We start from the raw sequence: 15642 nt of genomic DNA, 5'->3' as shown, positions 1-15642 counted from the left end.
TGGAGAATAAATCAACGCAATGGTTTCCATTCCCACTCTTCGACTTCGGCGATATCATAGCCGTTTTCTCGAATAAAGTCATGGTGATACGCAACGGTGTCTGCCATTTTTTGGGCAAAGTCCGTTGCTTTTTCTCCATAGACCCATTCGGCGGCGTCTTTGGCTAAGTGGAAGCGATCCAATTCAGAAAGGATCCGCATATCAAACGGTGTCGTGATGTCGCCATTTTCTCGGTACCCATGAATATGAAGCTGTTGGTTGCGACGGCCAAAGAAGATATCGCGAATCAGTCCTTCATACCCGTGGAAAGCAAACACGATCGGTTTGTCTTTCGTAAAGTAGGCTTCGAATGCTTCATCGCTTAACCCACGAGGATCGACTTCTGGACGACGCAATTTCAATAGATCGACCACATTGATGAAGCGGACTTTCAACTCTGGGAAGGCTTCAATCAGCAAGGAAACAGCGGCTAAAGCTTCCAAATTCGGTTCCGTCCCAGCAGCTGCGATCACAATATCGGGTTCTTGTCCTTCATCTGTCGATGCCCAGTCGATGACTTTCAAGCCATCTTTGACAAGCACTTTCGCTTCATCCGCCGAATAAAACTGCGGACGTGGGTGTTTTGAAGAGACCACTAGATTGATCTTTTCTTCAGAAGCGAGTGTTTCTGCCATGACAGCCATCAAGCTATTGGCGTCGGCTGGCAAGTAGACCCGCACAAAGTCGGCTTTTTTCTCTGCAATATGGGTCATGATCCCTGGATCTTGGTGGGTGTACCCATTATGGTCTTGTTGGAAGACCGTTGATGAAGCAATCAAATTCAATGAGGGGTACGGGTTGCGCCAGTCAAGATCATGGGCTTTTCGTAACCATTTGAAGTGTTGCGTGATCATAGAATCAACGACTCTTAAGAATGACTCGTAGCTGGCAAAGAAGCCATGACGACCCGTCAGCACATAGCCTTCCAAGAAGCCTTCTGCTTGATGTTCTGATAATTGTGAATCAATCACACGGCCCACTGAAGACAGCCATTCATCATAATCAGGATGTTTTGGCTCCAACCATTGGCGGTCCGTGACTTCAAACACATGGTTCAACCGATTGGATTTGGCTTCATCTGGGCCAAAGATGCGGAAGTTGTCGGGATTTTCTTTGATGATGTCACGGGCAAATTTCCCAAAGACCATCATATCTTGGGCAGTCGTTTCCCCTGGTGTCTCGATCGCAATGGCATGTGCTTGCCAATCTGGCAAGCGTAGCGGTTGCGGATCGATCCCCCCATTGGTGATTGGGTTGACCGCCATCCGCTGCTCCCCTTTTGGTGCCAATTCTTGAATCTCAGCTTTGATGCGGCCGTTTTCGTCAAAAAGCTCTTCTGGACGATAAGACTGCAGCCAATTCGTCAAAGCATCCACGTGTTCCATATGTTTCGCATTGACAGGGATCGGCACTTGGTGGGCACGGAAGCCCCCTTCAATCGGCTCGCCATCCCAGACTTTCGGTCCAGTCCAGCCTTTCGGTGTGCGAACGATCAAAACAGGCCAATGAGGCATAGTGGCTTCTTCCGCAGAACCTTTGCGGGCTTCTGCTTGGATCGCGTGGATCTGTTCGATGGCTTGATCCATTTTCTGTGCCAATTGCGGATGAACGGCTTCTGGATCGTCCCCTTCTACGAAATAAGGGGTCCAACCCATGCCTTCAAAATATTTCGTGAGATCTTGGTCACTTTTACGAGCCAAGATCGTTGGATTGGCAATCTTGGCGCCATTCAAATGCAAGATAGGCAAAATTGCGCCATCATTGACTGGATTAATAAAGGTATTTGAAAACCAGCTGCCCGCTAATGGTCCAGTTTCGGCTTCGCCATCACCGACCACTACTGCTGCAATGACATCGGGATTGTCTAAAATAGCTCCGGTAGCGTGGGCGATGGAATAGCCTAGCTCGCCGCCTTCATGGATCGAACCTGGCGTTTCAGGTGCCGCATGAGAAGCGATCCCACCTGGGAAAGAGAAGGTTTTGAATAGATGTTTCATCCCTGCTTCGTCTTGGGTGGCTTTTGGATAGATCTCGCTGTAGCTGCCGTCTAAATAAGCATTAGCAACCATGACTTGTCCGCCATGGCCTGGTCCTTCGATATAAAACATGTTTAAGTCGTACTTATTGATGACGCGATTGAGATGGGTGTAAATAAAATTTTGCCCTGCGATCGTTCCCCAGTGACCAATCGGATTCACTTTCAAATCTTTTTCTTCGATGGGGCGGCGCAATAAGGGATTGTCTTTCAAATAAATCTGACCAACGGAAAGGTAGTTGGCTGCTCGCCACCAAGCGTTCATTTTCTGGTAATACTCAGGTGTATCGTAGGTTGTCTTCATTGTGCTCCTCCTTTTAGTCCATTGTTCCACTCTTACATAAAAGTCTATGCCCCCTATATTTAAAAGTCAATTTTGCTGATTGCTGGTGCTTTCAGGGGTCTGCTTATCCGCACTTTGCAGCTAGAAGGCAAGAAAGCTTAAGAAAAACGCAAAGAAACCGCCGACCATCGCCAACGGTTTCTTTTGTGATTGGGTACTTATTTGATCGTTACGTATTCTAATCCCACAAGCTTCGCCCATGTTTCGATCTGATCAGAATTTAGGACAAGTGAGACAACGGTGTGATGGCCACCGCCTGTTTCGATCCACTGTTTGACCCCATCGTGGAAGTTTGGTTTTGGTGTCCACATTACTCGTGCAACCGGTAGTTTTGGTGCTTCTTCAGTTGGCTCAAAGGCATCGACTTCATTGATCAATAATTTGTAGTGGGTGCCAAAGTCTGCCATCGAAACCACGACACCTTCGCCGCCTTGGCCGTCAAAGACGAGTCGGGCTGGGTCTTCACGATCCCCCATCGACAATGGCGAAACCACGATTTTTGGTTTGTTGACTGCTAATACTGGATCGACTTCCATCATGTGGGATTGCAAGATGGCTTCTTTTCCTGGTGTCAGCTCATAGGTATAGTCTTCCATAAAGCCAGTCGCCTTATTGTGGGCCATGATTTTCATCAAGCGGTCAATAGCGGCGGTTTTCCAGTCCCCTTCACCAGCAAACCCATAGCCTTCTGCCATCAAACGTTGTACAGCTAAACCAGGCAACTGCTGCATACCATATAGGTCTTCAAAGTTCGTGGTAAATGCCGTATAGCCGCCTGCTTCAAGGAAGCGGCGCAGACCGATTTCTTGTTTGGCTTGGGCTTTGACATGACGTGCCCATTCTTCTTTGTCGTAATCGCCATAATCGAAATCATACAGCTGGCTGTATTCTTCAAAGAGTGCATCGACTTCTTCGTCAGTCACCGCATCGACGACTTGAACCAAATCGCCGATCCCAAAATAATCAACGGTCCAGCCAAATTGGATCTGTGCTTCGACTTTATCGCCTTCGGTCACCCCAACGTTACGCATGTTGTCGCCAAAACGAGCGACTTTGATTTGGAAGCTTTCATTGTAGCCGACTGCCACGTCCATCCAAGCAGCGATTTCTTTTTGGATGGCTTCATTTTTCCAATAGCCGACAACGATTTTGTTTTGCTTTTTCAAACGGGCATTGATAAATCCATATTCTCGGTCACCATGAGCCGCTTGGTTCAAGTTCATAAAGTCCATATCGATGGTTTCCCATGGAATTTGTTCATTGTATTGAGTGGCAAGGTGCAGCAATGGTTTTTGTAATAATTTCGTGCCGCGAATCCACATTTTTGCTGGTGAGAAGGTATGCATCCAGGTGATCACCCCAGCGACTTCATCCCGATAGTTGACTTCTTTCATGATTTTCGTAATCGTATCGGCAGTAACAGCGAGTTCTTGTAAAACGACTGGATAAGGCAGCTTTGAGCTGTCATTTAAGCTTTTGACCATTTCTTCTGCATGGTCCCGTACCTCTTGTAAAGCTTCTTCTCCATACAAGTGCTGTGATCCTACGACGAACCAAAATTCTTTTTTCCCGATTTCTAACATTCTGCTTGCTCCTTTTTCGTTATTTTTGCCCGTAATAGGCATTTTCTCCATGTTTACGTAAATAATGTTTGTCTAAGACCCGCTGCGGCAATTCGGGTGCGTAGCTGTTCAGCTGACGCGTGATAAAATTCATCTTAGCGACTTCTTCTAAGACCACTGCGTTCATCACCGCCGCATCCGCCGTTTTGCCCCAGGTAAACGGTCCATGACCGTGAAGCAAGACACCAGGAATTTCTTCTGGCGTGATGCCGCGTTCCTTAAAGGTTTCGACGATCACCTGTCCTGTTTGTGCTTCATAGCCTTCATCGATCTCGGTTTGCGTCAAAAAGCGCGCACAGGGGACTGCTCCATAAAACGTATCGGCATGGGTTGTGCCCATTGCTGGCAGATCGAGTCCTGCCTGAGCCCAGCTCGTCGCCCAAGTAGAATGGGTATGGACGATCCCACCAATTTCTGAAAATGCTTTGTATAAAACGGCATGCGTTGGCGTATCGGAGGAAGGATTTTTCGCTCCTTCCACTACGTTGCCCTCAAAATCACAAACCACCATATCACTGGCTTGCATGGTTTCATAGTCAACACCGCTAGGTTTGATGACAAACAATTGCTGTTGGCGATCCACTGCTGACACATTGCCCCAGGTGTATTTAATCAATCCTTGCTTAGGCAATGCCAAATTGGCCTGAAAGACTTCTTCTTTTAATCCTTCTAACACAAAATTCCCTTCTTTCTTTTTAAATCAACGCATCGATTGCCGCTTGCTCGATCGGCAACCCTGCTTGGTAACGTTGGGTAAAGACGGTGAACCCCTGAATGTCGGCTTCCGTTGGGGCTAAGGTCACGCCGTGGTCATTTTTAAACACTTGATCTGCTAAGAATGCTGCCAAGGATTGTTCTGGCGTGTGACGGCGAAGGTATGCTGCTAAAAGGGCGATCCCCCAGGCGCCGCCTTCACCAGCCGTTTCCATAACCGTGACTGGGGCTTCCATGACAGCTGCCAAGACACGCTGGGCAACTTCTGGCGTCTTGAAGATCCCACCGTGACCAACGATTCGATCAATGGCGACGTCTTCGGCTTCCAGAATCTTCATCCCGATCTTCATCGCACCAAAGGCACTAAACAGATGTAAGCGCATGAAATTTGCTAAAGTAAAAGAACTCTCTGGCGATCGGACGAAAAGCGGCCGTCCTTCAGGGATCTTAGTGATATTTTCACCAGAATAATAGCCATAAGAAAGCATCCCGCCACAGTCTGAATCCCCTTTCAATGCTTTGTTGAATAAGGTCGCAAACAATTCTTCCGTGGAGAGTTTCATTCCAGCTGCGTCGGCAAATTCGCGGAAAAGTTTGACCCAGGCATTGATCTCCGAGGTACAGTTATTCGTATGGACCATCCCCACCAAATCACCAGAAGGCGTCGTGACCAAATCGATCTCTGGATACACTTTAGTTAAGGGTTCTTCTAAGACGATCATGGCAAAAGCAGACGTCCCGGCTGAAACATTCCCGCTTCGCTGTGCCACACTATTCGTGGCAACCATGCCAGTGCCCGCATCGCCTTCTGGCGGACATAACGGGATGCCAGCTTGCAAAGTACCAGTTGGGTCGAGTTTTTTTGCCCCTTCTGCCGTCAAAGTTCCGGCTGGTTCGCCTGCTGTCAACACTTGCGGCAAAAGGTCTTTGATCTGCCAAGGATACCCCAGACTGCTGATTTGTGCATCAAATTGCTGCAGCATATTCGCATCATAGTTTTTTGTCGTACTGTCGATTGGGAACATCCCTGATGCATCGCCGATTCCGATAACTTTTTCCCCTGTCAGCTGCCAATGGACATAGCCGGCTAAGGTAGTAAAAAAAGCAACCTCTGGGACGTGGGCTTCTTGATTCAAAATCGCTTGATACAAATGCGCGATACTCCAACGCTGCGGGATGTTGTATTGGAACAATGCCGTCAAGGCTTTTTCTGCTTCTTCCGTGATCGCATTGCGCCATGTCCGAAAAGGTACTAACAGCGTGCCTTGCTGATCAAAAGCCATATAGCCGTGCATCATTGCAGAAAAACCGATACTGCCGATCGTCGTCAAAGGTACCTCAAATTGCCGTTGGATGTTGTGCGCCAACTCTTGGTAGCTGGCTTGCAGTCCTTGCCAAATCGCCTCTAGTGAGTAGGTCCAAATCCCTTGCTCCAATTGATTTTCCCATTCAAAGCTGCCTGAAGCGATCGTCTGAAACTGCTCATCGATCAAGACAGCTTTGATCCGTGTCGAGCCTAGCTCGATCCCAAGAGACGTGCGCCCGTCAATAATTGCTTGCCTTACTTGTTGCGTCATCTTCTTATTCTCCTTTTTGGTTATTGACTGAACCGCGAACGATCAGCTCCGGTTCAAAATAAAAGTGTTGTGCTTCTGTTGCCTTACCTGTAGTGATCCATTGTGCCGCCAATTCCCCCATCGCTTCTTTCGGGTGAGTTAGTGTGGTGATCGTCGGTGTGGACAAGGTGCTAAGGGGCGAGTCATCGTTACCCACGATCGAAAAATCAGTAGGAACGTTCTTCCCAGCAGCCGTCAATGCTTGAATCAAGCGATGCGCGATCTCATCGTTGTAACAAACGATGCCTGTGACTTGATTATCGGCAGCCGTCAAGCGCTGGATCGCTTGTTCAATAACGGCTTCTTTCGTCTCCGTCGTATACGTCAAGACGTCTTCTGCTGCAAACGTCCGCTTGGCTTGGGTCAAGGCTTTGACAAACCCTTTCATCCGATATTTCCCTTGTAAGTCATCGATTTTCGTGATCATCATCAACTGCTGATGCTGTTGTTCTAATAGATAATTGGTTGCTAAAAACCCAGAACGTGTATCGTTGACACAAATATGCGGCAAGTCTAGTTCTTCGTAATAGGCATTGATCATGACGAGAGGAATCCCGGCTTCTTGGAGGGCGACATAATAAGCAAGATTCGGGTTGTACTGGCTGCTCTTCGTTGGCTCAACGATCAACCCGTCTACCCCTTGATCCATCATTTGCTGCAAGCACGCTCTTTCTTGCTCATGGTCATTGTTGGTTGATCCTAGAAGCAGTGAATAGCCTTGCTCCCGCAATGTCTGTTCCACGCCGCGCATGATCGAAGGGAAAATATAATCAGACAAATAGGTCATGATGATCCCAATCGTTTTGCGGTTTTTATGATTGACAGTCTCAGGTTTTGAAACGTAGGTGCCTGAGCCTCGTTCTTTTCTTAAATAGCCTTCATTGACCAAAACAGCGATCGCTTGGCGCACCGTGTGGCGGCTATAATGAAATTCTTCCTGTAAGGTTGCTTCTGAAGGGATTGCATCGCCTTCTTGATAGGTGCCTAAGCGGATCTTTTCTCTTAAGATATCCGCAAGTTGTTCGTACTTATTCGCCATTTTAATCCCATCTTTCAAAAGTTGTCCGTACATCTAAGATACCAAGAAACCGCTTCCGTGTCAATTGCTGCTATGGCTTTTTTTCTAAAAAAACCTAACGAAAAGAAGATAAATGATAAATCTCCTTTATTTTCATCAGAATAAAACGAATCAAAACACTATTTGTTGTATAATTGAATAAAATGTTGCTTATTACGTTTGAGGAGGTAAGTATTTTGACGAGAACACCTAATGAAACCTACGAGGAACCCATTATTTTGTATTCAAAAAAATATCGAGAAAATCGCAGACATGATGCCAGCTGTCGTTGGCTCATTACGAAAAAAGGCGTCTGGATAAACAACACCCATCCAAAAATCCCAGATGAAAAGATTCCCATGGCAAAAATTGCCGATGTGGAATTACATATAGGCAAAGGTCTCTTAGTGGACTACCTCCGACTGCAGGTACCAGGTAATTCTCATCTGCTCTATTTCACCAATCGAATCTATGCCCAAAAAGCCTATGAGTTTTTAACGGATCATTTGGCAGCACTTGGTGGGCAATCAGCCAAAAGTTACGTGGATGAAGAGGCTGGAAAAATCAAATTACTTTCCTATCATTATCGTGATGCTTGGGTCATTTCAGAAGATACCCTCACGATCATCGATTACAAGAAGAAAGCGAAACAGGTTCTGCAGATTCCCCAAATCACCAGTGTCAATCTGAAAGAAGTTGCTGAATCAGGACTTTGGAAAGGCAATGGCTTTTTAGAATTGTATATTGGCGGCGGAGCGATCAGAGAAACCCATTCCTTCAGACGAATGGAACCGAATCACTCCCTTTGCTTTGCCGAAAAAGACCTGGTGATTGCTCGGATCATACAGCGCTACCTCACCAACTTCCCTCGGGAGCGGTCGGTCCCGTTAACGAACCCATCGCCACCACCAGCTGCGAAGCCGACGGAAGCGCTCATTGCTGAACTACGCGAACTAAAAGTGTTGGTCGACGAAGGAATTTTGACTGAAGAAGAATTTGCATTCAAGAAAAAACAACTGTTAGGATTATAGAAGCAATCGCTTCGGAGAAAAAAGCCGCCCTCCTGCCATGAGAAGACAGAGCTTTCGGTGAAGGGCTGTGCTTTTTTCCTGGGAAAATTTTGAACGGTTTTTTTAGAACATGCTATACTAATTGAAGAATACGTAGAGTATCTCAAAGGAGGTCTTTCTCATTTTTTCTTTTAATGACATCAAAGCACGTTTCCCCCAGGCAACGTTGCATGACAAAGTTGCCACAACGAAGGATATCGAATCCATCGCCTTCGGCAAAAAATATATTTGGCTGCCAACTGACCAATTAAGTGACAGTGAAAAATTGCTGATCCAACTGGGAAACGGCTCTTTGCAACCAGAAATCGATAACCGAAACCATCCATGGTATCCGATTTTATTTGAACATCAGCCCGTTCAAGAGCCAGAGTGGATTCGCTTGCTGCAAGTTCATTTCACCCGAACCATCGACTCTTTGCAATCCGAATGGCTCGCAGAGATTCAGCAAATGCTCCCTAGCGTGGTGGATCTTTTTTTCCTCACCGAAGACCATGCAGTGATCGTAGAAAAACAAGATGCTGCCAATTTGCCCATCGAAGATCTCGACGGCTTATTCGTCGCTTTGGATATGGATTTCGACTGCTATTCCCAGCTGTTCGTCGGTCCCTTCCATCATCCACGCCACGATTTCACTGCCTTATGGGCAAGTGAGTCTAGCCTGTTCAAAAATGAGTTAAAAACGAAAACCACCAGTAAAAGTATGGATCTGCCCAAAGTGGTCTTCTCTCTTTTTCGCAACGGCTTTTCCGAGTATATTTCCTTGTTTCGTACCTTGTATCTAGATTGGTTTGAAGAAGAGACCGAAACGATCATTCAATCCCTGTGGCGCAATCAAGGCAATGCAAGCTCCACAGCCAAAGAACTGTTCATGCATCGGAATTCTCTCCTATATAAGATCGATAAGTTTCAAACACTGACGCGCTTAAATTTAAAAAATATGGATGATCTGCTGCTTTGCTATTTATTGATCGATCAGTTCACCCATCAGAGCAATTAAACAACATGCACAAGAAAACGTTTTTTTCTTGTGCATGTTTCCGTTGCACCTTCGAAGCGTTTTCATTTATGATGTTCATGTAAACTAAATGGAAAGAGGTAATCCCAATGGTAGAAATGGCCTTAAAAAATATCCACAAAAAATATGATAATAATGATGCGTATTCGGTAACTGATTTTAATTTAGATATCGCGGATCGCGAATTCATCGTTTTCGTTGGACCTTCTGGTTGCGGAAAATCAACAACGCTTCGAATGATCGCTGGTTTAGAAGATATTTCTGAAGGCGAATTGAGCATCGGTGGAAAAGTAATGAACGATGTGGCACCAAAAGACCGCGACATCGCGATGGTTTTCCAGAACTACGCATTGTATCCCCATATGACTGTTTTCAACAACATGGCATTTGGTTTGAAATTGCGTAAATACGACAAAGAAGAAATTAAAAAACGGGTAGAAAATGCCGCTGAGATCTTAGGATTGACAGAATACTTAGATCGTAAACCAGCTGCCCTTTCAGGTGGTCAGCGTCAACGGGTTGCCCTAGGCCGTGCCATCGTCCGTGATGCCAAAGTCTTCTTGATGGATGAGCCGTTGTCAAACTTAGATGCGAAATTGCGGGTTGCCATGCGTGCGGAAATCGCAAAATTACACCAACGTTTAGAAACAACGACGATCTATGTAACCCATGACCAAACAGAAGCGATGACCATGGCTGACCGGATCGTTATCATGAAAGATGGCTTCATTCAACAAATCGGTTCACCAAAAGAAGTCTACAACACACCGAAAAACATTTTCGTTGCCGGCTTTATCGGTTCACCAGCAATGAACTTCTTCAATGTTACGTTGAAAAACGGTATGATCTCTGATGGACAAAGCTTGAACTTACGTATTCCTGAAGGCAAGAACAAGATTCTTGTGGAAAAAGGGTACGAAGGCAAACAATTAGTCTTTGGTATTCGTCCAGAAGATATTCACAGTGAACAAATCGCATTGGAAGCTTCTCCTGAAGCAACTGTACGTGCCGAAGTAGTCGTATCTGAATTATTAGGTGCAGAAACGATGCTTTATACACGCGTAGGTGCGACTGAATTTATCTCGAAAGTTGATGCTCGTGACTTCCACCGTCCAGGTGAAACAGTTGATTTGGCTTTCAACATCAACAAAGCACACTTCTTCGACAAAGATTCAGAAAATGTCATCACACTTCCTTAATTTGTAGTTACCATGCACTGTTCTCGGATTTGCCCCCTAGGCAGTCGCATTTAACTAATATCCACTTTTATTCCTTATTTGTATCCCCTAAAAACAGACAGTCAGCAGACTGTCTGTTTTTGGGTTTCGTTGTGTTTCCTACGAAACGCTTAGTTACGAACGAGAAACCAGAAGCGGTTTAATCAGCTCATTTCCCCCCTCCTACCGCCCACAGCCTCGATGCTTTAAGGGCGACACTCGCCCATCACTTGCCTTTAAACAGCATACGCGTGGTGTCAGCTTCGTCCTCTTCCCCCTCAACTTCTCTTTTGTTTGTCTATGATGCGATGTCCTAAACACGAGAAAACGAACCAACGGGCTTGCCACGCTTTTCTGCTTAATAGTGGCTTTCTTGGCTAGTGTAGGCAGAAAAGCACCGCAAAAAGAGTAGTGCTTGTGGGGGATGACAAGCACTACTCTGGGGAGCCTATTCAACTGCTGACCACCTAGCTTTTTGCCAAGCTGCTGGTTAGCGATCGTTTTGCAAGAGGGTCAGGCTGTCTGCAAGGACAGCTTCGCCATCTAACAACTCGTAATCTGTTTCTTTGATCAATTTATAAGGCACCGCTTTGACCATGAGAAAGTCTTTCAATCGATTGACTTCGTACTTCGACTGCGGACCGATCAGCAAGGCATCGACAGTCTGCTGCTGCAGGATCTGTTCAGCAATGATGGCTGGTGCCGAATAGATATGCACGGCTAATCCTTTTTCATCTGCAGCTCGCTGCATGTTTTTCACTAAGAGACCCGTAGTGATACCTGCGGTACAAATCAATAAAATCGTCTTTTGTTCTTGTTCCTCCATAAACAGGCCCTCCTACGATATTTTCTTTTTCTTATTGTAGATATCCAACACGACGGCCAGCAGCAAAATCAACCCTTTGATGGCTTGCTGCCAATCGACACCGACTCCTAAGATCGACATCCCATTGTTTAAGACACCCATCACGAGCCCACCAACGATCGCACCCATCACAGTACCAATACCACCTGATGTGGAAGCCCCGCCGAAATACACTGCGGCCATTGCATCTAATTCCATTGACGTTCCTGCTTGCGGGGTGGCTGCGTTCAACCGAGCGGCTAAAACCAAGCCCGCCAAAGCTGCCATCATCCCCATGTTCACGAAGACCCAGAAGGTGATTTTCTTCGTCTTGATCCCAGAAAGTTCGGCTGCTTTTTTGTTGCCGCCGGTTGCATAGATTTGACGACCAGCAACGGTTTTGTTAGTCAAAAAGCCATAAGCAGCCACGATCACCCCTAAGACGATCAAAATGATCGGATACCCTTGATAAGAGGCAAAGATATAGGTAGCGCCGAGAAATACGACCGCAGTAAAGACGGCTTTAAAGGCAAATGCTGCCATTGATTCCACTTCAAAAAGATTTTTTTTGCGACGCTCACGGGTCCGCCATTGGCCTAAAATCAGGATGCCCGTGATCACTACACCTAAAATCATGGAAAGTAAATGGATCTGACCGCCTGCAATATCTGGCAAATACCCAGTAGAAATTTGTTGGAATGCCTTGGGAAACGGCGCCAATGATTGACCCCCTAAGACGACTTGGGTCAGTCCTCGAAACATCAGTAAACCAGACAAGGTCACGATAAATGCTGGGATACCGACATACGCGACCCAGAAGCCTTGCCAAGCACCGATCACTGCGCCCATCAGTAAGCAAAGAGGCACTGCCAGCCAAGGACTGATGCCGTTATTGACCATTAAGACGCCTGCAATCGCACCGACAAACGCCATCACGGACCCTACGGATAAATCAACATGTCCTAACAAGACGACCAAGAGCATACCAGCTGCCAAAACGAGAATATGACTGTTTTGCAACACGAGATTGGTGATATTCAGCGGCCGCCAGAAAATCCCGTCGGTCATGAGCTGAAAGGCCACCAGCAGCACTGCTAAGATAATGATCATACTGTATTTGCTAAAGATTTCCAGTGCCTTTTCTTTCAGCGAATGGCTGCGTTCTTTTTTTAATTTATTGGTTGTTTCCATCTCAAACCCCACTCTCTTCTAATGTCATTAGATTCATCAATCGTTCTTGATCCGCCTCTTCCCGCAGGACCTCGCCAGTGAAGCGGCCTTCGTTCATCGTATAGATTCGGTCACACATGCCTAATAGTTCTGGCAGCTCCGAGGAGATGATGCAAATGGCTTTGCCAGCTGCTGCCATCTCTTCGATGATCGTATAGATTTCGTATTTCGCCCCGACATCGATCCCACGGGTCGGTTCATCTAAAAATAAGATGTCTGGTGTGGTCATCAGCCATTTTGCCAAAACGACCTTTTGCTGATTCCCGCCGCTCAAGCTGCCGACGTTTTGATAGATCGAATTGGTTTTCGTCCGCATTTTTTTGCGGAATTCTTCAGCCATCGTGACTTCTTTTTCTTTATCGATAACCCCTTGGCGGCTGATTTTGGCAAGACTAGCAATGGTGGTATTCTCGCGAATATCCATCAGCAGATTCAAGCCCAGCGCTTTTCGATCTTCCGACACATAGGCTAACCCATTTTTGATGGCGGTTGGCACGTCTTTGACAGAAATCGGTTGGCCGTCTTTATAGACTTCCCCCGAAATCGAACTGCCGTAGGAATGACCGAAGACACTCATGGCAAACTCAGTCCGTCCCGCACCCATCAAACCAGCGATGCCGATGATCTCTCCTTTGCGGATCATCAAGTTCAAATTCTCATTCACCACACGGGTATGGTCGATTGGATGATGGACCGTCCAATTTTTGACTTCAAAAAACGGTTCACCAATAGTGGGGTTCCGCTCTGGGTAGCGATTGGTCAAATCTCGCCCAACCATGCCGCGAATGATGCGCTCTTCAGAGATTTCGGCACCACTCAGCGTCTCGATCGTTTGCCCGTCTCGTAAAATCGTGATGCGATCCGCCACATTGACGATTTCATTCAACTTGTGGGAGATGATGATCGAGGTGATCCCTTGGTTGCGAAACTCTTTGATCAGCTCTAACAGATTGGCGCTTTCTTCTTCATTCAACGCCGCGGTTGGCTCATCTAAAATCAACAATCGGACGGATTTTGAAAATGCTTTGGCAATTTCCACCAGCTGTTGATGCCCGACACCGATTTGTGAAACCAGCGTATTCGGGTCTAATTTCAAGCCAACGATCTTTAAGAGGTTGTCTGTTTTCTTTTCGGTCAGATCCCAATCAATGATGCCGTGTTTGGCTTGTTCGTTTCCTAGAAAGATATTTTCTTTGATCGACAGGTAAGGACTTAATGCTAACTCTTGATGAATAATAACGATTCCTTTGTCCTCACTGTCCCGCAAATCTTTGAACTTGCATAACTCCCCTTCATAATAGATCTCTCCGTCATAGCTGCCGTAAGGATAGAGTCCGCTTAAGACATTCATCAGCGTGGACTTGCCAGCGCCATTTTCTCCACACAGTGCGTGGATCTCTCCTCGCTCGATCGAGAGGTTGACGTTATCAAGGGCGCGAACCCCTGAAAACTCTTTGACGATGCCTTTCATCATCAAAATATTATCTGCCATGTTCTTTCACCCTTTTCCTTTTTATGTAAAAGTGGTGCGCTGCCTTTGTAAGAAAAGCGGAAAGAACGAATAGTGGGGATGATTCGTTCTTCCCTACTGCTTTCGGGGAAACTAGTATCTTTTCTCGCTGGATCAGCGCTTCTTGCTTAAATGCCTAGCTCTTCTTCTGTATAGTAATCGGTATCGATCAGTTCTTCTTTGTAGTTGTCGCTATCCACAGAAACGGGATTTGACAAGTAGGTTGGTACGACTTTGACGCCATTGTCATAGGTTTCCGTATCGTTGACTGGCACTTCCTCGCCATTGGTGATGGCTTCGATCATTTCGATCGTGTTTTTCGCCAACACCCGTGTATCTTTGAAAATCGTTTGGGTCTGTTCGCCCGCGATGATCGATTTCACCCCTGCCACCGTCGCATCTTGACCGGTGATTACAGGTAGTGGTTTATCGGAAGAACCATAGCCAACGCCTTTAAGCGATGAAATGATTCCTAGGCTGATTGGATCATAAGGTGAAAGAACGGCATCCAATGTTTGATCCGTATAGTTGGCACTCAACAAGTTGTCCATCCGAGCTTGCGCAGTTGAACCATCCCAACGCAAAGTAGCGATTTGGTTAAAGTTGGTTTGACCAGAAGGAACGACTAGCTGTCCGCTGTCAAAGTATTGTTGGAAGACCGAAAGGACCCCATTATAATTGATCAGTGCATTGTTATCATCTGGAGAGCCGCCGAATAATTCAATGTTAAATGGTCCTTCACCGTCTTTGAGACCCAATTTGTCTTCAATATAAGACGCTTGCAGCACGCCGACTCCAAAATTATCAAAGGTGGCATAATAATCGACGTATTCCGAGTTCATCAGTAAACGGTCATAGGCGATGACTGTGATGTCTTCGTTATGGGCTTTTTCCAACACGTCTGTCAGTGCCGAACCATCGATCGAGGCGATCACTAAAGTATCAACGCCTTTGGTGATCATATTCTCAATTTGTGCCACTTGGTTTTCTACTTTGTCTTCTCCATATTGCAGGTCAGTTTTATAGCCGAGCTTCTCTAATTCTTCTACCATGTTGTCGCCATCTGCGATCCACCGTTCTGCCGATTTGGTCGGCATCGCGATCCCAACAAATCCTTTGTCTCCGTCACCGTTTGCCCCGCTGTCTGATCCATTCCCACAAGCTGCTAACAATCCGCCAACCAATAAGGTGGATGCTAGGACGACCAATTTACCAAAAGTACCTTTCATTGTGATCCCTCCATGTCTTTTTCTTACATTCTCAGTATAGCCATTTAAGGAATCGCTTACATTTAGATTTTTTCGAGGTTTCTTGGATTTCTTGAGAAAAA

12 protein-coding genes are annotated in these 15642 nt (G+C 46.2%); 3 read left to right on the top strand and 9 right to left on the bottom strand.

Annotated elements, in window-relative coordinates:
• Positions 1-11 precede the first annotated feature (11 nt).
• The 5 genes from IGK61_RS02100 to IGK61_RS02080 form a co-directional block, all read right to left on the bottom strand.
• Entirely contained in the window at positions 12-2378 is a 2367-nt protein-coding gene (locus IGK61_RS02100; protein WP_438844665.1) for a phosphoketolase family protein, read from the bottom strand.
• A 197-nt stretch (positions 2379-2575) separates the two neighbouring features.
• Positions 2576-4000: an L-arabinose isomerase gene (gene araA, locus IGK61_RS02095; protein WP_074535327.1), complete on the bottom strand. Its 1425-nt coding sequence runs from the start codon at positions 3998-4000 to the stop codon at positions 2576-2578.
• Positions 4001-4019: 19 nt separating this feature from the next.
• Complete coding sequence (locus tag IGK61_RS02090) at positions 4020-4715, bottom strand: L-ribulose-5-phosphate 4-epimerase (RefSeq protein WP_074535328.1); 696 nt, start codon at positions 4713-4715, stop codon at positions 4020-4022.
• Between the two features lie 19 nt (positions 4716-4734).
• A complete protein-coding gene (locus IGK61_RS02085; protein WP_074535329.1) occupies positions 4735-6330 on the bottom strand; it encodes a xylulokinase in 1596 nt (531 codons plus the stop codon).
• Between the two features lie 4 nt (positions 6331-6334).
• Positions 6335-7441, bottom strand: coding sequence for a GntR family transcriptional regulator (locus tag IGK61_RS02080; protein WP_016619662.1), 1107 nt, complete (start codon positions 7439-7441; stop codon positions 6335-6337).
• Between the two features lie 149 nt (positions 7442-7590).
• On the opposite strand from IGK61_RS02080, the gene IGK61_RS02075 reads away from it, so the two are divergent.
• The 3 genes from IGK61_RS02075 (at position 7591) to IGK61_RS02065 (ending at position 10710) form a co-directional block, all read left to right on the top strand.
• Entirely contained in the window at positions 7591-8457 is an 867-nt protein-coding gene (locus IGK61_RS02075; RefSeq protein ID WP_074535331.1) for an SHOCT domain-containing protein, read from the top strand.
• 205 nt (positions 8458-8662) lie between these two features.
• Positions 8663-9493, top strand: a complete 831-nt coding sequence (locus IGK61_RS02070; RefSeq protein ID WP_074535332.1) for a helix-turn-helix domain-containing protein — start codon at positions 8663-8665, stop codon at positions 9491-9493.
• Positions 9494-9600: 107 nt separating this feature from the next.
• Entirely contained in the window at positions 9601-10710 is a 1110-nt protein-coding gene (locus IGK61_RS02065; protein WP_005227260.1) for an ABC transporter ATP-binding protein, read from the top strand.
• Positions 10711-11218: 508 nt separating this feature from the next.
• Here the strand turns inward: IGK61_RS02065 and IGK61_RS02060 are convergent.
• From IGK61_RS02060 to chvE, 4 genes are all read right to left on the bottom strand, one after another.
• Positions 11219-11554 (bottom strand): PTS sugar transporter subunit IIB, encoded by a 336-nt coding sequence (locus IGK61_RS02060; protein ID WP_074535333.1) that lies wholly within the window; start codon positions 11552-11554, stop codon positions 11219-11221.
• A 12-nt stretch (positions 11555-11566) separates the two neighbouring features.
• Positions 11567-12763, bottom strand: coding sequence for a multiple monosaccharide ABC transporter permease (mmsB, locus tag IGK61_RS02055; RefSeq protein WP_005227258.1), 1197 nt, complete (start codon positions 12761-12763; stop codon positions 11567-11569).
• Position 12764: 1 nt separating this feature from the next.
• Complete coding sequence (mmsA, locus tag IGK61_RS02050; RefSeq protein WP_005231476.1) at positions 12765-14294, bottom strand: multiple monosaccharide ABC transporter ATP-binding protein; 1530 nt, start codon at positions 14292-14294, stop codon at positions 12765-12767.
• Positions 14295-14440: 146 nt separating this feature from the next.
• Positions 14441-15541 (bottom strand): multiple monosaccharide ABC transporter substrate-binding protein, encoded by a 1101-nt coding sequence (gene chvE / locus IGK61_RS02045; RefSeq protein ID WP_005231478.1) that lies wholly within the window; start codon positions 15539-15541, stop codon positions 14441-14443.
• Positions 15542-15642 lie beyond the last annotated feature (101 nt).

The organism is Enterococcus sp. AZ063, assembly GCF_051715045.1.
GTDB lineage: Bacteria > Bacillota > Bacilli > Lactobacillales > Enterococcaceae > Enterococcus_D > Enterococcus_D casseliflavus.
Note: the sequence above shows the minus strand (reverse complement) of the source record. Positions and strands in the feature narration are given on the sequence as shown.

Excerpts from the sequence above, each read along its gene's own strand:
- IGK61_RS02100 (WP_438844665.1), bottom strand. The coding sequence starts at position 2,378 with ATGAAGACAACCTACGATACACCTGAGTATTACCAGAAAATGAACGCT.
- IGK61_RS02080 (WP_016619662.1), bottom strand. The coding sequence starts at position 7,441 with ATGTACGGACAACTTTTGAAAGATGGGATTAAAATGGCGAATAAGTAC.
- mmsB (WP_005227258.1), bottom strand. The coding sequence starts at position 12,763 with ATGGAAACAACCAATAAATTAAAAAAAGAACGCAGCCATTCGCTGAAA.
- IGK61_RS02075 (WP_074535331.1), top strand. The coding sequence starts at position 7,591 with ATGTTGCTTATTACGTTTGAGGAGGTAAGTATTTTGACGAGAACACCT.
- IGK61_RS02065 (WP_005227260.1), top strand. The coding sequence starts at position 9,601 with ATGGTAGAAATGGCCTTAAAAAATATCCACAAAAAATATGATAATAAT.
- chvE (WP_005231478.1), bottom strand. The coding sequence starts at position 15,541 with ATGAAAGGTACTTTTGGTAAATTGGTCGTCCTAGCATCCACCTTATTG.
- IGK61_RS02060 (WP_074535333.1), bottom strand. The coding sequence starts at position 11,554 with ATGGAGGAACAAGAACAAAAGACGATTTTATTGATTTGTACCGCAGGT.
- IGK61_RS02085 (WP_074535329.1), bottom strand. The coding sequence starts at position 6,330 with ATGACGCAACAAGTAAGGCAAGCAATTATTGACGGGCGCACGTCTCTT.
- araA (WP_074535327.1), bottom strand. The coding sequence starts at position 4,000 with ATGTTAGAAATCGGGAAAAAAGAATTTTGGTTCGTCGTAGGATCACAG.
- mmsA (WP_005231476.1), bottom strand. The coding sequence starts at position 14,294 with ATGGCAGATAATATTTTGATGATGAAAGGCATCGTCAAAGAGTTTTCA.